Origin of the sequence: Hydrogenobaculum sp. Y04AAS1 (assembly GCF_000020785.1) — a bacterium.
GTDB lineage: Bacteria > Aquificota > Aquificia > Aquificales > Aquificaceae > Hydrogenobaculum.
The window spans coordinates 142,609-162,478 of sequence record NC_011126.1 but is presented as its reverse complement, the minus strand read 5'-3'; the positions used below and the strand labels follow the sequence as shown (position 1 = coordinate 162,478).

Sequence of the window (19,870 nt, the reverse complement as noted above, 5' to 3'; positions counted from 1 at the left end):
ATATTTTGTTAAAATTAGGCTATGGACTTAACGAAAGAAACCATTGAGGGGAAAATTGATGTATCTATCTTTATAAAAGAGCACACAATAGATATAAAAGATATTGAGAAATTAGATACCTTCGGAGCCATTTTTGTATTGGAGCTTTTAGAAAAATATAAAGATAAAGAACTAGTAGGCAAAAAAGAACATATAGAGTTTATACAAAAAGTAAAAGAGCTATTAAAATACAACAACGAAAAGACAAAAAAAGACTCAAATATAAACTTATCTTTAACGTTTTTAGAGTATATAGGAATATTGGTTTACCATAGTTTTAAAAATATAAAAGATATAGAATTTGAATCTTTTTTAAAAGAAGTAGAAAGTTCTGGTATTGGCTCTCTTTTTATATTGGCGGTGCTTTCGTTTTTGGTAGGGATAGTGATAGCTTATCAAAGCGCAAATGAGCTTATAAGCTTTGGAGCAAATATATTTATAGTAAATCTAATAGGTATATCGGCCTTTAGAGAGCTTGGTCCACTTATCACCGGTATAATATTGGCTGGTAGGGTAAGCAGTGGATATACAGCGAACATAGGCATAAGAAATGTATACGAAGAAATCGATGCTATAGAGGTGATGAGCATATCTCCTTACGTGGTGTTTGGTTTACCAAGAATCATAACTCTTACATTGATAACGCCTTTGCTGGTGCTTTTTTCCAGCAACGTAATGGTACTAGGCGGGGCTATAATAGCAAATACTTCTTTAGATATCCCTTTTGATATGTTTTTTGATAGACTAAGAGAGGTTGTAGGATTTAACCAGGTGTTTGTGGGTTTGGTAAAAGCTCCGTTTTTTGGAGCATATATAGGACTTGTAGGCACATACTTTGGTTTTTATTCTGGTAAAAAGCCTGAAGACGTCACATTAAACGTTATGAAAAGTGTAGTGATAAGCATCTCTGGTATCATAGTAATAGATGCTTTATTCTCTATCATCTTTGCAAAGATTGGCATATGATAGAATTTAAAAATGTTTACTCTGGATACGGCAATTATATAGTCCATGAAAATATAAGCTTTAAAATAGAAAAATCAGAGATAGTGGCTATAGTAGGTGGAAGCGGATCTGGTAAAAGTACTTTGGTAAAATTGATGCTTTTTCTTTTAAAACCAAAATCTGGGGAGATATACTTTGATGGGAAAAAGATAGATTTTGACGATGAGAAAACCATACAAAAGATAAGGGACAAAATAGGGGTGGTGTTTCAATTTAACGCCCTTTTTAATTCTATCACAAGTGTAGAAAACGTGATGTATCCAGTTTTAAAAAAGACTTTACTATCAAAAGACATTGCTTTTAAAAATGCTATAGTGAAGTTAAACATGGTTGGTTTTACCAACATATGGGCTTATCCGGGTGAGCTTTCTGGGGGCATGAAAAAGAAAGTGGCTTTGGCAAGGGCTTTGGCGCTGGAACCAGATATACTTATACTTGATGAACCTACCTCTGGCTTAGACCCAATATCTGCTGATGAGTTTGATAGCCTTATAAAATCTACAAGAGATAGCTTAGGTACCACCGTCGTTATAGTAACTCACGATATAGCCTCTTTAAAAATAGTTGATAGAGTGCTTATGCTTTATGACAAAAAGATTATCTTCAATGGAAACCCATATTTGTTAAAAGCTCAAAACCACCCATGGATACAATCTTTTATAAAAGGTCAAAGAGGTCATTGCTATGATTGAAGGAAAACCAAGATACACGTTGATAGGATTTTTTATAGTTTTTGGAATAGGTGTTGTAGTAGCCACAATATATTTTTCTACAAGCTTTTTTAAAAATAGAAACTTAAACACTTACTACATCTTCACAAAATACTCAGTAGCTGGTCTATCCATAGGTTCACCGGTAAAATACAAAGGTGTTGATGTTGGGAAAGTAAACGCTATAAAAATAGCAAAAGACCAAGAAACCATAAAGATAAAAATATCCGTAGAGAGAAATCTTGACTTAAAAAAAGATGTAATAGCAAGCTTAGGGATAACTGGTATAACTGGTCTATCATATATAGATTTAGAACATGAGAAAGGGGTAAAAGCTTTTTATGACAAAGATTTGGAGGCCTACGTGATACCTATGAAACCATCAGAACTTCAACAAATATCAAATTACATACCTCAAATACTTTATTCCGCTTACAACCTTATAAAAAATCTAAACAATCTAACATCCTACAAAAATACCAAAAAATTTGATACGTTGTTTGACAACATCAATGATACCATAAAAAACCTAAATAGTCTTATAAAAGATTCCAAAAACTCTTTATCTAATACCAACAAAGTTTTAACGGCTTTTAACAAAAAGATAAACGAATTAGATGTAAAAGATATAAACAATACTGTAGAAAAATATAACCTCTTGGCGGATAACTTAAACAAAGAAACGACAAAATTAGATACCCTTCTTAAAAGCCTAAAAACAAATTCAGATATGTTGACAAACAACATATACCCTCAAATAAACAAAACATTGAAAGATATACAAAAAACATCTAAAGAGATGAGGATTCTAATAAAACATATAAAAAATCATCCAAATGCATTTTTTATCATAAACCGCCAAAAACCCTTTCCACTGGAGGAAACAAAATGAAGAACATTCTTTTGGCCTTTGTTATGATACTCATAACTTCCTGTGCTTTTGTCCAAAAAGAAAAAACTATAGAATTTATACAACCAAAAGAAAGCTATACAAACGTCAAAAAAGTTTACATATCAAGCGTTAGCTCTCCAAGATACTTAGACACTGACGATATGGCTTACATTTATAAACATCAACTAAGATATTTTGCAAAACACCGTTTTCCTTGTAGTTTAAACTGCACTGTCAAGAACTATCTTTTAGAAGCACTACCTTACTTAGTGGAAAAACCCATATCAGATTATAAGCTTTCAATATACATTTACGACTTTGAACCAAGCTTCAAAACATTTAATAGCGGTAATATGATACTAAAAGCAAGGTTTTATTTAAAGTATAAAAACACCTATAAGATAGAAGATTTTAACTACAACAAAGCCTTTTCTGTCAAAGATTTTAGTAAGCTTATGGAACAAGAAAACATGGCACTACAAACCATGGCAAAAAAATTAAATAGCTTTATAAAAGATGCTATAATAACCATTAAGGAGGGCAAAAATGCTTGAAGTAATCATACCTGCAAATGTATCAAACGAAGAAGAATTTCTTAAGAACTTCAACGAAGCCACAAAAAACACCGGAAATCTCATGCTTTTTGCCGGAGACCAAAAAATAGAACATCTAAATAAAGATTTTTATGGAGAAGGTATAGCAAAAGATGATGCAAACCCAGAGCACCTTTTTAAAATAGCCTCAAAAGGAGAAATAGGTATTTTTGCTACACAACTTGGACTTATCACAAGATATGCAAAAAAATATCCAAACGTACCTTATCTTGTCAAAGTAAACTCTAAGACAAACCTAGTACCTTTTGAGCAAAGAGATCCAATAAGCTTGAGTCTTCATGATTTTGATAAAATCTTAGATATAAAACAAAAGGGAATAAAGATATTAGGAGTAGGGTATACAGTGTATCTTGGCAGTGAGTTTGAACATGTAATGCTAAAAGAAGCCTCAGAGCTTGTTTATAAAGCGCACAAAAACAACATGATAGCGGTGTTATGGATGTATCCTAAAGGAAAAGCCGTAAAAAACGAACATGACCCAGAGCTTATAGCTGGAGCTGCCGGTGTAGCGGCATGTCTTGGAGCGGATTTTGCCAAAATAAAAGTACCAAAACAAGAAGGAAAAGATGTAAAAGAGCTGCTTCACATAGCAGTAGAAGCAGCTGGTAATACTGGACTTATATGCGAAGGAGGTTCGAAAGAAGGGGTTTTAGAGTTTTTAAAAGAGTTATATCTCTATAAAGAAGCTGGTGTAAGAGGAAATGGCACTGGTAGAAATATACACCAAAGACCTTTAAAAGAAGCCATAGCAATGACAAAAGCCATATCTGCCATAACCCTTTACGATAAAACACCAGAAGAAGCATATAAAATTTTTCAAGACAACCCATTATGATATATACAATTACTTTAAATCCAGCTTTGGATAGGACTATATGGCTTGACGAGCTAAAGCAAGATGATACCAACAGAATATTAAAAGAAGAAAAATATGCCGGCGGTAAAGGTATAGATGTATCGAGGGTGTTGTTTAATTTTGGTGTGCCTAACGTAGCTCTTGGTTTTGTAGGTGGGTTTGCAGGGCTTGAGATAGAGGGGCTTTTGATAAATGAAGGGGTAAATTTTGATTTTATAAGAATATCAGAAGAGACAAGAACAAACATCATTATAAATACAGACAACAACCAAATTATAATAAGCGCAAAAGGGCCCAATATACCACCGTTTGAACTTACAAAATTAATAGAGAAAATAAACAACCTGGACAACCCTTCTTATGTAGTAATATCTGGTTCACTACCAGAAGGTCTTAAACCGGCTGTATACGCAAAGATAATAGATATGGCAAAATCAAAATCTGCTACAGTAGTATTAGATACAGACGGAGATGTTTTAAAATTTAACATAAGCCACAAACCAGACATTATAAAACCAAACAAACACGAACTTTCTAGGGTAGTAGGAAGAGATATAAAAACTATAGAAGACGCCGTAATAGCTGCAAAAGAGATAAATAGAATGGGTGTAAGGATAGTTTTGGTATCTTTAGGTAAAGACGGAATAGTTTATGTAAGTCAAAATGCAATAATGCATGCAACACCTCCAGCCGTCAAGGTAGTAAACACTATAGGAGCTGGCGATTCTGCGGTAGCTGGTTTTATATACGCTAAGCATATGGGGCTTTCGGATGAAGAAGCTTTAAAATATGCGGTAGCAACAGGAACAGCCACAACGCTTAAATCTGGTACAGCGTTAGCTACGCTAGAGGATGCTGTTGCCATAAAAGAACAAGTAAAGTTAAGATACTTATAACTAATGACTTGCTAAAGATTTTACGCGCTCTTCTTTCTCTATTATTTCTGCTATCCTTATGCCAAAGTTTTCTCCAACTACCACAAGTTCAGCTTTAGCTATGAGTTTTCCGTTTGCATAAACGGATACAAAACTATTTATAGACTCATCCAACGCCATCACAGAACCGGGCCTTAGATTAAGCAACTCTTTTATAGTTATTACCGTTGTCCCTATAACTACAGTAATAGAAAGAGGTATATCAAGTATACGCTGTAAATCTTTAGATATATCTTGTGTAGTAGCTTGAGCTTGTTGGTTTTCAGCGCTGGACTCGGTTTGAGCTTGGGCTTGTATAGCCTCTTCCCACAATTTCATCAAGTCTTCATCGTTTTGAGGTGTAGGTTCTACTTTGTTTTCTTTTTCCTTGATCTCTTCAGGTTGTTGATCTTGTTTTTCTTCCTCTGCCATTATTGACTCTCCTTGTTATCCAATAATTTTAGTATTTTAACAGCTTTTTTAGAATTAGAGCGCCCCAATACACCATACATCTTAAGCATCCCTTCTATATTTACCTTTACTGGCCTGTTAGCAGAAGTTTTGAGTGTTATAGTATCACCTACTTCCCATTCTAGTATATCTTTTACCATAAAATCACCACCATCTATCGCTACAGACAAACTAACCGTTAAATTTTTTATTAAATTTTTATTTATACTATCATAATCAACATAATCTGATACTTCTGATACGTTTCTTAATCTATCTACAACGGGTTCTAAAGAAGAGTTTTGTATAGCAAGAAAAATAGGATAATCTATGCCATCTATTTCTATATTTATATGAGCTTGTATAAACATTTCCTTCTTAGAATTCATAGGAGCTATAAGGGCTGGGTTTACCTCCGTTTCCAAATACATAACTTCTCCAGACAATATACTATTCCAACTTTCTTGAAAAGCGCTTAAAAGTAAATCCACCACTTTCTTTATAATTTTTAACTCTAACTTTGTAAACTCCTTACCTTCTATCCTATAAGGTTTAGCAGAACCACCAAATATAACACTTACTATGCTATAAATCATACGAGGATCTAATATCAAAAAGTGCGTACCTTTTAACCCAGTAATATTAAACATATTTATACACGATGGAACTGGTAATTTAGTTATTAAATCCTCAAATCTTATGAGAGATGTTTCAGCTTTGTAAATGTTATTAATAGCCACTATTAAGCTAGATAACTTTACCCTTGAAAGCCTGCTCCACTTTTCTAATATAATCTCAAGTCCTGCTATTGTGCCTAGAGAAATACGCTCTAAATCATCTATATCAAACTTCTCGTATTCTAAAGATTTTTCCTCTACCTCTTCTTCTTTGCCTAAAGACTTTAAAAGAAGGTCTACCTCTTCCTGACCTAATACTTGTTCAGCCATAGTTGTTCACCTCTAAGTCTTTTTGGTGCTACTAAGCCAATGCTTAATAATCTTTGCCACCTTATCTGGATTTTCCTTAGTTACCTTTATCATCTTATCAACGGTAATAAGCTCCTTGGCTTTTTCTCTTAGCTCTTCAGTTTCAAGCGATTCTAAAGCTTCCATAGCTGCACTTACAGCTGGTAATTCTCGAACTTCTGGTTTTTTTCTGGTTTTTAAGAATACAAAAAGCAATATTCCAAGCAACAAAAGAAGTAAGATACCAGCTATACCGTACTTTGCATAAACAACATATATAGGGGGTTTCGGTACAACTGGTCTATAAAAAGGTACCGCTATGACAGATACGGTATCACCTCTTTTTGGATCTACCCCAGCCGCCGCAATTACCAATTGTCTTATACTGTTTAGATTCACGTTTTTAAGATCAGCGTTTACTATGACGCCTACACTCATTCTCTTTATACGTATGGTCTTATCTACAACATGAGTTTTTTCTACACTAACATCGTAGTTTGTAGTAACTTCTTTTTTCGTAGATTGAAAATTGGCGTTTGGTCTAAGTCCACTCATTGGTGGTATGTTTGAAGCTGTACCTGGTACTCCGGATACGCTGGTACCTGTGGTGGTTTCTTGTTTTTTCTGTTGACTAACTATTGCTGTAGTGTTCGGATTGTAATTTTTTGATTTTGTTTCCACTTGAGAAAAATCTGGTTCTACATCCACAGCAACCCTAACGTTGTTGTAACCAAGAGCCTGACCCAACACTTGTTCAAGATGTTTTGTTATGGAGTTTTCTAAATCTGTTTTTACCCTTAACTGTTCATTTGTAAGATAGGAAGAGGGGTTGTTTAGTTCTTCCGTTAGGTCCACGCCGTTGCTATCAACCACAGTCACCCTGTTGGGAGTTAAATCGGGCACACTAGCGGCCACCAAATTCCTTATAGCTATCACCTGACGTCTTGTGATTGAAGCCCCCGGTTTTAATTCTATAAATACCGAAGCTGAGGGTTTTTGGCTTTGGGTTATAAATATGCTTGGTTTTGGTATAGCTAAATTTACCTTTGCTTTTTCTATATTTCTAAAACCTAATATCGTATTTGACAGCTCTTCTTCTAGGGCTCTTTGATATTCTACATGTTGCATGAAATCTGTCATTCCAAGAGGCATTTTGTTTAAAAGCTTAAAACCTGGATAGCCTTTTGTCGGAAGCCCCATAGCAGCAAGTTTTAATCTAAGCTGTCTGGCTTCTTGCTTTGGGACTAAAATTGTCCTACCGTCTTGAGTTATTTTATATTTTACGTTGTCTTTTTCAAGCTGCTCCGCTATGGCAGCCATGTCTCTGTTGTTTAAATCTCCATACAAGACCGCATAATGTACTCTTGATGTCAAAAAAAATATTAATCCAGTTAAAAGCGCTAAAACTACAGGTATAGACAAAACTATAATTTGCTGAGTTTTGTTTAAAGCTTGGAAACGCTCTTTTAAATTATTTAATATTTCTTTGTAGTCCATAGATTATTTAAACTTGAGTATTTATAAGAGTCTGATAAGCATCTAAAAGCTTGTTTCTCACCTGCACCAACAAGTTTAATACCACACCAGCTTTATCAAATTGGACTACAGCATCGTGAAGCGGAATATCAGCGCCTTCCAATATAGCCTTTTTAGTAGCTTCGGCAGTTTGCTGCACATCGTTTGTATAGTTTAAAAAGTTTGATAATACATCGAAGAATGACTCTGCCCCTTGGTTTTGTGATTTGGGCTTTTCTGTGTTGTTGTTTACGTTTCCAAACAGGTCCGGTATACTTTTTATTATGTTATCCATAATCAGGTCCAGCTATTAATAGTAAACTGAGCTATATTCTTTGTCATATTAAAAGCACTGAGATTAGCTTGATAGCTCTGTGTAGCTGTAATCATATCCACCATCTCGGTAGTAACGTTTATATTTGGCTCTTCCACATACCCTTGAGTGTTTGCATGAGGATTTGAAGGATCGTATATAAGCTTAAAACCGTTTGATTGTCTAATTTCGCTAACATTAACCGGTACTAAACCATCTGAAAGCATATTTCTATCGTAAACCGCTTGAAACACTGGCTCTAGCTTTTGATAAGGAGTGCCATCTGTCTTGTAAGATTCGTAGTTTGCAAGGTTTGAAGCGATAGTGTTCATTCTTATGCGCTCTGCATACATACCAGAAGCAGATACATCAAAAGCGTTAAATATATCAAGCATAATTTACACCTCCTTTATTGCCCTTTTATAGCTGTATTTAGTTCGTTTATGTTGTCTGTTATCATTTTCATATAAGTCTCGTAGGCTATATAATTTGCGTTTGCCTGTGCCATCTGCTTTTCTATACTAACGTTGTTTCTATCGTTTCCTATAAGCCCAGATTCCTTTTCCAATATATCAAAATGAGGCCCTGTTTGTACAGGTTGAATTTGTTTTTTGGGGTTTGTTATCTTTAGGGCAAGCTCTTTTTCAAAAGGTACAAACCTAACGTTTAACTCCTTATAATGAGGCGTATCTGCATTTGCTAAATTACTAAGTATAACCTTATGCTTTAACCAAGTATAATCCAAATAAGGAACTACTTCATCTACGCCATTAAAAAGCCCCATAACTATTCACCCCACAAAATAATAGCAGCCTTCGCCCAAAGGTTTTGGCTATTTTTAGCCAAACCTAATATATATTTTAACTCATTTTTGTCTTTTAGCAAGTGGCTAATGTAGGCAGCTTTATATAAAGCCCACCAATATGTGTCATCTTTTGTTTTATTGTAAATCTCTATATAGGTTTCAAAATATTTTAAAGCATTTTGATAATCTTTTTTGTTTAACTTTAATATGCCGTCTTTTAAAAGTCCAAGCTTAGCATAGTCTTTTAATCTATTAGAGGCGTAAATATTTTTATGAGACAAAAATCTATCTAACATAGCATCGTCATTGTTGTAATAGCCTATTAGGAATTCTGCCTCTTCTTTATCGTCGCCTTTTAAATTGTTTAAAACAGAATTTAAGTCGGTTATGCCGTCTTTTATATCGCCTTGTTCTATATAAAACTCTCCTTGTAGAAACGTCTTTATATTTTGATCTTGGGTGCCACTTGTAAATCCAAGTCCATTGGTATCACCTACATACACAAAAACTCTTGATATGTTCTCATAAGTGCTTGGCTGTATAAACATTGCAAATAAAGAGGGGTCTTCTTTGTAAACGCTATAAAGCCTATAGGCAAAGGTTTCATTGTAGGGGTTTTCTCTTGATATAAGGTTTGATATATAGTTTACAGGCTTTTCAAATGATACATTAATATCATCAAAATTTATGGTTTTTTTTGGAAATTTTATGTTTAAAAAGCCTATAAACATATCTTGGATCTCTTCGGAATTAAGTCCGCCTTCAAGGTAGTAGTTGAGAAGGCCAAAATCTGGATACAAAGATAAAACGCTTGGAAAATGAAGCCACATAAGCTTATCTAAGGTATTTTGATAAAACGGTATCTTGTAAGTAGCCAAATAACCAGGGTGCATCCATAAAGAACTAAGCGATATATAGGCAACTGGATTGTAGAAAACACCGTCATGCTTTAAAAATTCTTTTAAAATCCTATGAGCATCAAGATAGTCTTTTGTAATAAGATATATGTGCATCAGTATATAATTTACCTTGTTTTTATACCTTCCATATATATCCCTTCTTTTTGAAAGCTCAAGGTGAAACATGGCATCTTGCCAATCTGATAACTTATAAAAAGCGTATCCATAAAGAAACTCGTAATAGGGGTGATAAGACAAAAAACTATCGTAGTTAGAAGCTTCATGAAGCATGAAGGTAGTGTTTTTATAATCTCCAGTCAAAAAATAGTATATGCCGTAATCAAAATAATAAAGAGCCGTATCTTCTGGGGTTTTTATATCTTTGTTTTGAATGCTTTTAATATAATCTATACCGCTTTTATCGTGGTTTCTAAGGGTTGCATAGGCTAACTTGATTTTATACTTATTTACATTTGGGTGTTTGCTTGATAAAACCATAAAAACACCACCAGCTTTGTTGAAATCTCCCAAAAGAAGATATATATCACCTATTATTTCTCTTTGTAGAGCTATATAAGAAGGGACCTTATAATAAAATGGGTACATGTTTAGCATAACTATAGCATTCTGAACACCTTTTATATTTGCGCTGTAGTAGTTTTCGTAAGCGTAAGCCTTTGCTATGTAAAGATAAGAAAGCTCACCGTATTTACTTTTTGGAGCCATAGAGTACACATCCATAAACTCTGAGATAGCGTCTTGGTAGTCCCTTAGATGTATAAGCTCTATAGCGTGATTTAGCTTTCTTTCTAAATAAGCGTTTAAACTTGAGCCTACGCCAAAGGATTTTATACCAGAAGCCGCCAACAAAACAAGTATAAATACAAAAAGTATAAAAAGCTTCTTTATAAAAAGCTTCATGAATCTATTTTAAAACTTTACGGTTTAATGCGCTTATTATATTTCTAACACCTATACTTAAAGTGTGCTTCCAAGCCGCTCTCTGCGCTTTGGAGAGGCTATGCCTGTTCCTTTGCCCCGAAATGCGGTTGCACCGCTCTAAATATTCTAAGAAACTAAGCACTACAAAAATACCTACTACATCGTAAAGCAAGTCTATAAATTTTATTTCGTAGTTCTTAATATTTTCTATAAAAAGCCCACAAAAAAGCACTATCATAGAAAACGTGGCAAGTTTTCCAAGATAAGAGGGCTTTGGCACTACACCAAGATAGAGCAATAAAAAGCTCCCTAAGATTATAAACACCTCTCTAGCCAATATTAGCTTAAAAAGAATAGCTGGCATATGGTACTTTAGTCTTATAAAAGCAAAAGACAAAGACAATATCAAAACTTTATCAGCTACAGGATCAAGCAGTTTGCCCAAAAGGCTTATGCTGTTTGTAAGCCTTGCTATAAGCCCGTCCAAAGCATCCGTGATACTAACTAAAATAAATAGAAAAAACGCTAGCTTTATATCGGCTTTTACTAGAAATAAAAAAAATGGAGATATTAAAAGCCTAAAAAATGATAAAAGATTTGGGATTGTAAAAATATTTGAAGTATTCAATTTATACCAGACCTCAGTATGTCGTGAAGGTGTATTATGCCTATGGGCTTTTCGTCCTCTTCTATGATAAGAACGGTTATCTTATAACTTTCCATCAAAGATAGAGCTTTTGCTAGTATGTCAGATTTTGATATAGTTTTTGGGTTTTTAGTGCAAACCTCATACACACTAGTGGTGTTTATATCTACTTTACTTTCCAAAATCCTTCTTATATCACCATCTGTCAATATGCCCACCAGCTTTCCAGCTTCATCTACTACGGCTGTAGCCCCAAAGCCCTTTTGAGTTATCTCTATAATGGCCTCGTAGATCTTTGCATCTTTTTTTACAATAGGAAGCTCATCGCCAAAATGACCCACATCTTTTACTTGCTTTAGCTTCTTGCCTAAAAACCCAGCCGGATGTAAAAGAGCAAAATCCTCTTCTTTAAAACCAGAAAGCCTCAAAAGACTCATAGCCATAGCATCACCAAGTACAAGCATGGCAGTGGTGGAAGATGTGGGAGCCAAGTTTAAGGGGCATGCTTCTTTTTCAATATTAAGTACTATTGATATATCGCTTTGTTTTGCCAAAGTGGAGTTTTTATTGTTTGTAACAGATATCAAGAAGCATCCCATCATTTTTATATAAGGAATCATATAGAGTATTTCAGCAGACTCGCCGCTGTTGGACAATGCCAAAACAACATCTTCTTTTGAAATAATACCAAGGTCTCCGTGTAAAGCCTCGTTTGGATGCAAGAACACCGCGGGGGTACCAACGCTTGCCATAGTGGAAGCTATTTTCCTAGCTATATGACCTGACTTACCCACTCCAGTCAATATAACTTTACCTTTGGAGCGATGTATAACATATATAGCTTTTTCAAAATCTTCGTTTATTAAAAGCTTTAAACCTTCAACGGCCTCTATTTCTTTTGAGATAGTCTCTAAAGCCGTGTCTTTTACAAGGCTCATTTGTTAAAACGTTCTATGGCCTTCTTCAATTCCTCAGAAGCTTTTTCTTTGGATATAAAATTTTTTATCTTCACCCATTTCCCCTGCTCTAATTCTTTATAATGCTCAAAGAAGTGCTTTATTTTGTCCTTTATATGTTGAGGTATATCGTCTACATCTTTTATATGAGAAAAAGAAGGGTCTACTTTTTTGTGAGGCACTGCTAGAAATTTTGTGTCTATACCAGCCTCATCTTCCATCTCAAGCATACCCGCCAAAGAGCATCTTATTACAGAACCAGGCACAGCAGAAAACTCCGATATTACAAGAATATCTGCAGGGTCTCCATCTTCAGCTAGTGTATTTGGTATAAAACCGTAGTTGAAAGGATAGTACATAGCGGTAAAAAGTACCCTATCAACAAATATAACGCCACTTTCTTTATCGAGCTCGTATTTGATGTTACTGTCTTTGGGTATCTCTATAAAAGCGTAGATATCATCAGGCGGATTTTTACTTACTATCTTGCTTAAATCCATAACAAACCTCCTTTAAAGTTTAAATATATTATAACAAACTATCTACCAAAGTAAGTAATAGGGTCTATAGGAGTGCCGTCTTTGCTTCTTAATTCAAAGTGAAGCTCACAAATAGAAGTGCCAGGCTTTGTCCCCACCAAACCTATGGTTTGACCTTTATTTACCATCTGACCTTTCTTTACAAAAAGCTTTTGGTTATAAGCGTAAACCGTTATAATACCTCCACCATCCACTATAGCCATATTGCCGTAAGCTACCAAATCATCACCACTATATACCACTATGCCTGAGTTTATAGTTTTTACCGGATTTCCACAGGCGGTAACGATATTTATGCCCCTTTGGGCCCTTTGTATCTGGCCTTCTACGGGTAGTGGTATATTTACATGTTTATGCAACGTTGATTGAGAATTAGCCTCTTCTTGAGTAAGGGCTTTTAGATTGTTTGGTTGGCTTGGTAGCGGTTTAGTCCTATAATGTTCTTTATAACGCTTTTTAGCTCTTGCTATAATTTTTTTATAGGTGATATGCTTTTTGCCAAGCTTTACTACAACTCCTTTGCCAAGGTATTTGTCCATCAAGTCTGGGTTTAATTTTTCAAGTATTCTTAAAGGTACACCAGTAACATCTGAAACGTCTCTTAGGGTACCACCGTTTTTGATAATATAAAGTTTGTACTTTCTGCCTTCGTATCTCTCTACATACTTCGTATTGTAAGGAACTTTTATAGTCTCTCCTGCCCTTAGAAAATTTCTATGAAGGTTGTTTAGCTCTTTTAACTCCCTTATAGATGTACCAAAACGCTTCGCCAAAACCGACAATGTATCACCGCTTTTTACTTTATAGCCCATGGTAGGTATTCTTGGTCTTTTTGGTTTATAAGGGATACAGATTTTTTGCCCTATAGACAAAAATTTATGTCTCCTAAGAGAAGGGTTTGCCTCTTTTATGGATTTTGTATAAACGTGAAACTTGAGAGCAATACCGTCTATAGTGTCCCCTTTTCTTATCTTGTAATAATGACACTCATAAGCCTTAGCTTGCCACGTCAAAAGCCCCAGACTAATACAAAATATCAAAGCTTTTTGGATAATCTTCATCTTCAAAAACCTCCATGTTATATTTTATATCAGATACAAAGGCATGTTTTGGACCTTCTTTTAGCTTTTCTAAAAACATCTCAAGAGCTTCTTTCTCTCCTATAGCTTCAAACTCTACCGTACCATCTTCAACGTTTCTAACATAGCCTTGTATACCCAAACTATCCGCTATATCTTTGGTAAAAGCCCTAAAACTTACTTTTTGAACTCTTCCAAAAACCTTTCCTTTTAGAATATACTTCATTGAAAAGACATTATAACATACAAAATTTATCTTTATCAATGAGGATATATTGATGTAAAATATTACTTAAGGAGGTATTTGAAAATGAAAAGCGCATTAGAAATGTTGAGGGGTTTTGGAGACCACTTTGAAAAAGTCGATGTTGGTAACATGTTGCCACAAAGCTACAACATGCTTGTGTTTAGCGGTATGGGAGGGTCTGGTATTGTAGGAGAAATAATGAAATCCTACCTTATAAAAAATGGTTTTAACAAGCCCGTATTCTCCATAAAAGGGTATGAACTTTTGCCTTTTGTAGACAAAGACGCTCTTGTGGTATGTATATCTTATAGTGGCGATACGGAAGAAACAATATCTGTATTTGAACAAGCCATAAAAGTAGGGGCGAAAATAATATCTATAAGCTCTGGCGGAAAGTTAGAAGAATTGTCCAACAAGCACGGTGTACCACACATAAAAATACCCACTGGTTATCCTCCGAGGTATGCTCTTGGATTTATGCTTAATGCTTGTTTATGGCTTTTTGGAAAAGAAGAAGAAATATTAGACTTAAAAGAAGATCTAAAAGCTTCAAGCTCTCGTTATGAGGAAATCTCAAAAGACATAGCAAAAAGCTTGTTTGGATATGTGCCTATAATATATGGAACACCGCTTATGGAAGCAGCCGCTTACAGGTTTAAAACCCAAATAAACGAAAACTCAAAAACACCAGCTTACAACGCATATATACCAGAGATGCATCACAACGAAGTGGTAGGTTATACAAACCCAGACATAAACCAATACCTTAGGTTTGTTATAGTAGCAGATAAAAAAGAACACCCAAGGGTAAGCCTAAGAGTAAATATGACAATAGACATTTTAAAAGACAAGGGCTTTAACCCAATACTCATATCCGAAGAAGGAAACTCCTACATTTCAAGGCTTTTAAAGAATATATACATAGGGGATTTTGCCAGCTATCATTTGGCAAACATGTACGGCTATGACCCGTTGCCTGTAGATATAATAACCTATGTAAAAAAGAGGCTTCAAGATGGATAGGATAAGGTTTGCGGAATCACCTTTTGAAGGGCATCCAGACAAGCTTGCAGACATTATATCCGATGAGATATTGGATGAGTTCATGAGAAAAGACCCGTTTTCTAGGGTCTCTATAAACGTCTTGCTTAGCTCCAACATTGTATTTATAGCAGGGGAAGTCTCTTCCTCTGCATATGTAGATTTGCAGATAGTATCAAAAAAAGCTATAAAAGAAGTGGGATATACAAAACCAGAGTATGGTTTTGACGGAGATCTTATAGGCGTTATAAGCTCTATAAACGAGCAAAGCCCAGAGATAGCCCTTTGCATAGCATCAGAAGGAGCAGGTGATAGTGCCATAGTGGTAGGTTATGCCACCGATGAGACGGAAAGCTTTTTACCAGCCCCCATTTACTTTGCTCATAAAATCTCAAAAACCACATCAGACTTTAGAAAAAAAGGTATAATGCCCTTCTTAAGACCAGATGGCAAAACGATAGTGGGTATCAAATACGAAAATCAAAACAAATTTTATATAGATTCTATAAATATGTTTGTACAACACGATCCAGATATAAGCCTAAACCATCTAAGAGAACTCATCTTCGAGGACATCATTAAAAAACATATACCCAATGAGCTTTTAAGAAAAGAAACAAAAATAAAGATAAACCCAGCTGGCAGATTTATAATAGGTGGGCCTGTGGCGGATACGGGTATGACTGGCAGAAAAATTGTATCAGATGCTTATGGTGATATTTCTTTCTCAGGAGGAAGCGCTTTTTCTGGCAAAGACCCTACAAAAACAGACAGGGCTGCCTCCTACATGGCAAGGTATATAGCAAAGCACATAGTGGCAGCTGGTTGGGCTAAAAAAATCTTGGTACAAATAGCTTATGCTTTTGGTGTAAAAGAACCTATAGGCTTTGACATAGAGACCTTTGGCACTGAAACAAAACCAATAGATCTTATAAAATCTAGAATAAGAGAAGTTTTTAGCCTATATCCAAAAGATATCATAGAAACCTTAGATCTTAGGAAGCCTATATACAAAAGAACCTCTTGCTATGGGCATTTTGGCAAAGAAGGTCTTCCATGGGAAAAGCTTGATAAACTAGAGTATTTTTCTTGATATGAAAATAAATTTTATAAATTTAGGATGTCCAAAAAACCTTGTGGATTCAGAAAATATTATGGGCTTTTTTAAAAAAGAAAACATAAGCTCTTATCACAGGGCTGACACCGTTGTTATAAACACCTGTGGGTTTATAGAACAAGCCAAAAGAGAGTCTATAGAAGAGATACTAAAAGCTATAGGAGACGGCAAAAAAGTGTTTGTGACAGGATGCCTTGTGTACAGATACAAAGAAGAGCTTCAAAAGGAGATACCAGAAGCTGTATTTTTTGAAAATATAAAAGATTTAGAAGGTATTGAGCTTTTACAAACACCCAAAAGACAACTTACCACCAAGCATTACGCCTACCTTAAGATAGCGGAAGGATGCAACAGAAAATGTTCTTTTTGTGCCATACCAAATATAAGAGGTCATCATAGGTCAAAATCCATAGAAGAGCTTGTAGAAGAGGCCATATATCTAAAAGAAAAGGGTGTAAAAGAACTTATCATCGTATCTCAAGATACTCTTTACTATCAAGAAGATAACTCTTTTAAAAGCATAATAAAACTATTAGATGCCCTTGAAAAGCTCGATTTTCCTTGGATAAGACTCATGTATCTGTATCCAAACAGCATAAGTAAAGACTTTATAGATTATATAGACAATTCTAAAAGCGTATTGCCTTATTTTGATATACCACTTCAGCATATATCTGATAATATTTTAAAAAGCATGAGAAGAGGATATACAAAAAAAGATGTTTTTAGGCTTTTAGAACAAATAAACGCTATGAAGCATAAAAAACCTATACTAAGAAGCTCTTTTATAGTAGGTTATCCAACGGAAGAGGAAAGAGATTTTGAGGAGCTTTTAGATTTTATAAGCCAAGAACTTTTTCACTTTGTAGGGGTTTTCGAATATTCCCACGAAGAGGGCACATATGCATATCAGTTTGATGATAAAATACCAAAAGAAGAAAAACAAAGACGCTACAAAGAGGTGTTTAATCTGTCCCAAGAGATATTGGAAGAGAAAAACAGCGCTTTGGTAGGGCAAGAGATAGATATACTTATAGAGAAAAAAGATAGAGCAAGAGCTTTCTTTCAAGCCCCGGAGATAGATGGGATAGTGTTCCTTGAAAAATCAAGCCCTAAAACTGGTATTATTAAAAAAGCAAAGGTTATAGCAAACATCGGTACCGATTTACTGGTGGATATATGATATTTTATATATTTAATATACTATTTTACCTTATGGCTTTTATAAGCTTTTTGCTTTATACACTAAAAGCCAAAAACACGATAAAATACAGTCTAATTTTTATAATGCTTGGGAACTTGTTTTACCTTATAAAGCTTATTTTAAATGTAAAATCTGGGGTCGCTTTTAGCAACATAGATGCTATAGTTGCTTTTTCTGGTAACATCATAATGCTTTTTTACGGTATCCTTCTTACTAAGTTTAGAAATTTAGAAAACATAGGTTTTATTATATCTTTTATAGGAGCGCTGTTTAGCATGGCTAATTTAAGAAACGTATTTTTACATCAACAACCAAGCCTTTTAAACCCGATATTTTTAATACATATAATAAGTGCAGGGCTCTCTTACTCTTTTATCATGCTTGGAGGTATATTTTCTTTGTTAAAACTTATATCAGAAAAGCAGATAAAACAAAAAAAGTTTTCAAAAACTTACGTTCCTATATATACTTTAATATTTATAGAAAGATTGTCTATAAATATGAGTTTTATATTTTTAACCATCACTATCCTTTTTGGTGTTATGTGGTCTTTTTATTACGACAAAAGCCTTTATTTAGATCCAAAAATCTTAGTAATATCGTTTTTATGGTTTTATTATGCAATACTTGTCCATACATATATCTTTAAATCTTCAAAACCCACCACAATCTCGGTTCTATCAGCTTTGGGAAGCACCATAACGGTTATATCTGTTATATTCATAAAACATAGTATAATAACAGGATGAGCAAAGCGTGGTCTGGAAGGTTTAAAGAAGATACATCAAAAGACGTAGAACTTTTTACAGAATCTATAAGCTTTGATAAAGCCTTAGCAATGTATGATCTAGAGCAAGATTTTGCACACTTAGAAGCTCTTTTAAAAGCAGGTGTCATATCAAAAGACTCTTACGAAAATATAAAAAGTGGTCTAAAGAAGATAAAACAAGAGATAGAAAAAAACGAGTTTTATTTTGATATATCAAAAGAAGATATACATATGAATATAGAAAGTAGGTTGTATGAACTAATAGGAGAAGATGCCAAAAAACTACACACCGGAAGATCAAGAAACGATCAAGTAAACACAGATTTAAGACTTTATTTAAAAGACCATATTCTAAAGATTTTTGAGCTTTTAAAAGCACTAAAACAACAGCTTGTCTTAAAAGCAAAAGAGTATGAAGATCTTATAATGCCAGGATACACGCACTTACAAAGGGCTCAGCCGGTATTGGTGGCTCATTATCTTCTTTCTTTTAAAGAGGCTTTTTTAAGAGACTCTCAAAGACTTATAGATGCTTACAGAAGGATAGATACTCTAACCCTTGGAAGCGGTGCTTTGGCAGGGGCAGATTTTCCACTAGATAGGTTTTTAGAAGCAAGTATTTTGAACTTTTCTAAAATCTCAAGAAACTCAATGGATGCTGTAGCAGATAGAGATTTTGCCATAGAATACATGTTTTGCCTTAGTTCTATAGCGATGCATCTTTCTAGGATGGCAGAGGATTTTATTATATTTAACACAGAAGAGTTTAAATTTATAGATTTACCAGATAGTCTTTGCACAGGAAGCTCCATCATGCCTCAAAAGAAAAACCCAGATGTTTTAGAGCTTATAAGAGGAAAAGCTGGAAGAGTTTACGCAAACCTTATAAATCTTATGGTAAACCTAAAAGGGCTTCCAATGACTTACAACAGGGACCTTCAAGAGGACAAAGAGCCTATTTTTGACGCCACAAACACCATCTTAAACAGCTTAAAAATGATGATATTGATTATAAAAGATATAAGGTTTAGACAAAATATAGAAGCGGGAAACCTTCTTTTAGCCACAGATTTGGCAAACTATCTTGTAGAAAAAAATATACCTTTTAGAGAAGCTCATCACATAGTAGGTAATATCGTAGCTTACGCCATAGAAAACCAAAAACCCTTAGAATCTCTAACCAAAGAAGAACTAAACAACTTCTCAAAAGCTTTTGACAAAGACGCAAAAGATATAATTTCCAAAGAATCTTCTATCTTAAGAAAAAAAACCTATGGCAGCACAAACAAAGATTTTGTAAAAAAACAGATAGATTTATCCTCTTCAGAAGAAAGCATAGACAAAAATTTATAA

At 34.5% G+C, this 19,870-nt stretch carries 23 protein-coding genes; 11 read left to right on the top strand and 12 right to left on the bottom strand.

Translation table 11 applies throughout. The features are described 5' to 3' along the window. Positions 1-21: 21 nt before the first annotated feature. Genes HY04AAS1_RS00935 through pfkB form a run of 6 tightly spaced genes read left to right on the top strand, consistent with a single transcriptional unit; the run spans position 22 to position 5,012 of the window. Positions 22-1,005, top strand: a complete 984-nt coding sequence (locus HY04AAS1_RS00935) for an ABC transporter permease (RefSeq protein WP_012513229.1) — start codon at positions 22-24, stop codon at positions 1,003-1,005. Then, entirely contained in the window at positions 1,002-1,736 is a 735-nt protein-coding gene (locus HY04AAS1_RS00930) for an ATP-binding cassette domain-containing protein (RefSeq protein WP_012513228.1), read from the top strand. Before HY04AAS1_RS00935 ends, HY04AAS1_RS00930 begins: the two co-directional genes overlap by 4 nt. After that, positions 1,729-2,646 carry an MlaD family protein gene (locus tag HY04AAS1_RS00925; RefSeq protein WP_012513227.1) on the top strand — a complete coding sequence of 306 codons (918 nt, stop codon included), beginning with the start codon at positions 1,729-1,731 and terminating at the stop codon, positions 2,644-2,646. Before HY04AAS1_RS00930 ends, HY04AAS1_RS00925 begins: the two co-directional genes overlap by 8 nt. After that, entirely contained in the window at positions 2,643-3,200 is a 558-nt protein-coding gene (locus tag HY04AAS1_RS00920) for a hypothetical protein (protein ID WP_012513226.1), read from the top strand. Before HY04AAS1_RS00925 ends, HY04AAS1_RS00920 begins: the two co-directional genes overlap by 4 nt. Continuing rightward, positions 3,193-4,095 carry an aldolase gene (locus tag HY04AAS1_RS00915; protein WP_012513225.1) on the top strand — a complete coding sequence of 301 codons (903 nt, stop codon included), beginning with the start codon at positions 3,193-3,195 and terminating at the stop codon, positions 4,093-4,095. The genes HY04AAS1_RS00920 and HY04AAS1_RS00915 overlap by 8 nt, the downstream gene beginning before the upstream one ends. Then, positions 4,092-5,012 carry a 1-phosphofructokinase gene (gene pfkB, locus HY04AAS1_RS00910; protein WP_012513224.1) on the top strand — a complete coding sequence of 307 codons (921 nt, stop codon included), beginning with the start codon at positions 4,092-4,094 and terminating at the stop codon, positions 5,010-5,012. Before HY04AAS1_RS00915 ends, pfkB begins: the two co-directional genes overlap by 4 nt. Here pfkB and fliN read toward each other — a convergent pair whose 3' ends face one another. From fliN to HY04AAS1_RS00850, 12 genes are read right to left on the bottom strand one after another with little or no spacing between them, the layout of a single operon-like run. Continuing rightward, entirely contained in the window at positions 5,013-5,462 is a 450-nt protein-coding gene (gene fliN, locus HY04AAS1_RS00905; RefSeq protein ID WP_012513223.1) for a flagellar motor switch protein FliN, read from the bottom strand. Next, on the bottom strand, positions 5,462-6,427 hold the full coding sequence (locus tag HY04AAS1_RS00900; protein ID WP_012513222.1) for a FliM/FliN family flagellar motor switch protein: 966 nt from the start codon (positions 6,425-6,427) through the stop codon (positions 5,462-5,464). Before HY04AAS1_RS00900 ends, fliN begins: the two co-directional genes overlap by 1 nt. A gap of 12 nt (positions 6,428-6,439) precedes the next feature. Beyond that, on the bottom strand, positions 6,440-7,942 hold the full coding sequence (gene fliF, locus HY04AAS1_RS00895) for a flagellar basal-body MS-ring/collar protein FliF (RefSeq protein WP_012513221.1): 1,503 nt from the start codon (positions 7,940-7,942) through the stop codon (positions 6,440-6,442). Between the two features lie 7 nt (positions 7,943-7,949). After that, the gene (gene fliE, locus HY04AAS1_RS00890) at positions 7,950-8,255 is read right to left on the bottom strand and encodes a flagellar hook-basal body complex protein FliE (protein ID WP_012513220.1); all 306 of its coding nucleotides are present in this window, start codon (positions 8,253-8,255) and stop codon (positions 7,950-7,952) included. A 2-nt stretch (positions 8,256-8,257) separates the two neighbouring features. Next, positions 8,258-8,668, bottom strand: a complete 411-nt coding sequence (gene flgC / locus HY04AAS1_RS00885; protein ID WP_012513219.1) for a flagellar basal body rod protein FlgC — start codon at positions 8,666-8,668, stop codon at positions 8,258-8,260. 14 nt (positions 8,669-8,682) lie between these two features. Further along, on the bottom strand, positions 8,683-9,057 hold the full coding sequence (locus tag HY04AAS1_RS00880) for a flagellar biosynthesis protein FlgB (RefSeq protein WP_012513218.1): 375 nt from the start codon (positions 9,055-9,057) through the stop codon (positions 8,683-8,685). Positions 9,058-9,059: 2 nt separating this feature from the next. Continuing rightward, positions 9,060-10,898 carry a hypothetical protein gene (locus tag HY04AAS1_RS00875; RefSeq protein ID WP_012513217.1) on the bottom strand — a complete coding sequence of 613 codons (1,839 nt, stop codon included), beginning with the start codon at positions 10,896-10,898 and terminating at the stop codon, positions 9,060-9,062. Between the two features lie 4 nt (positions 10,899-10,902). Further along, positions 10,903-11,547 carry a CDP-alcohol phosphatidyltransferase family protein gene (locus HY04AAS1_RS00870; protein WP_012513216.1) on the bottom strand — a complete coding sequence of 215 codons (645 nt, stop codon included), beginning with the start codon at positions 11,545-11,547 and terminating at the stop codon, positions 10,903-10,905. Continuing rightward, positions 11,544-12,503 (bottom strand): KpsF/GutQ family sugar-phosphate isomerase, encoded by a 960-nt coding sequence (locus HY04AAS1_RS00865; RefSeq protein WP_012513215.1) that lies wholly within the window; start codon positions 12,501-12,503, stop codon positions 11,544-11,546. Before HY04AAS1_RS00865 ends, HY04AAS1_RS00870 begins: the two co-directional genes overlap by 4 nt. After that, a complete protein-coding gene (ppa, locus tag HY04AAS1_RS00860; RefSeq protein WP_012513214.1) occupies positions 12,500-13,021 on the bottom strand; it encodes an inorganic diphosphatase in 522 nt (173 codons plus the stop codon). Before ppa ends, HY04AAS1_RS00865 begins: the two co-directional genes overlap by 4 nt. A 38-nt stretch (positions 13,022-13,059) precedes the next feature. Beyond that, complete coding sequence (locus HY04AAS1_RS00855; protein WP_012513213.1) at positions 13,060-14,121, bottom strand: LysM peptidoglycan-binding domain-containing protein; 1,062 nt, start codon at positions 14,119-14,121, stop codon at positions 13,060-13,062. Further along, complete coding sequence (locus HY04AAS1_RS00850) at positions 14,084-14,365, bottom strand: acylphosphatase (protein ID WP_012513212.1); 282 nt, start codon at positions 14,363-14,365, stop codon at positions 14,084-14,086. The genes HY04AAS1_RS00855 and HY04AAS1_RS00850 overlap by 38 nt, the downstream gene beginning before the upstream one ends. Positions 14,366-14,449: 84 nt before the next feature. On the opposite strand from HY04AAS1_RS00850, the gene HY04AAS1_RS00845 reads away from it, so the two are divergent. The 5 genes from HY04AAS1_RS00845 to argH are packed head-to-tail and all read left to right on the top strand — an operon-like array spanning position 14,450 to position 19,870. Next, complete coding sequence (locus tag HY04AAS1_RS00845; protein ID WP_012513211.1) at positions 14,450-15,409, top strand: bifunctional phosphoglucose/phosphomannose isomerase; 960 nt, start codon at positions 14,450-14,452, stop codon at positions 15,407-15,409. Then, the gene (gene metK, locus HY04AAS1_RS00840) at positions 15,402-16,520 is read left to right on the top strand and encodes a methionine adenosyltransferase (RefSeq protein ID WP_012513210.1); all 1,119 of its coding nucleotides are present in this window, start codon (positions 15,402-15,404) and stop codon (positions 16,518-16,520) included. Before HY04AAS1_RS00845 ends, metK begins: the two co-directional genes overlap by 8 nt. 1 nt (position 16,521) lies before the next feature. Continuing rightward, positions 16,522-17,727, top strand: a complete 1,206-nt coding sequence (gene rimO / locus HY04AAS1_RS00835) for a 30S ribosomal protein S12 methylthiotransferase RimO (RefSeq protein WP_012513209.1) — start codon at positions 16,522-16,524, stop codon at positions 17,725-17,727. Continuing rightward, positions 17,724-18,497, top strand: a complete 774-nt coding sequence (gene ccsA / locus HY04AAS1_RS00830) for a cytochrome c biogenesis protein CcsA (protein WP_012513208.1) — start codon at positions 17,724-17,726, stop codon at positions 18,495-18,497. The genes rimO and ccsA overlap by 4 nt, the downstream gene beginning before the upstream one ends. Beyond that, positions 18,494-19,870: an argininosuccinate lyase gene (gene argH / locus HY04AAS1_RS00825; protein WP_012513207.1), complete on the top strand. Its 1,377-nt coding sequence runs from the start codon at positions 18,494-18,496 to the stop codon at positions 19,868-19,870. Before ccsA ends, argH begins: the two co-directional genes overlap by 4 nt.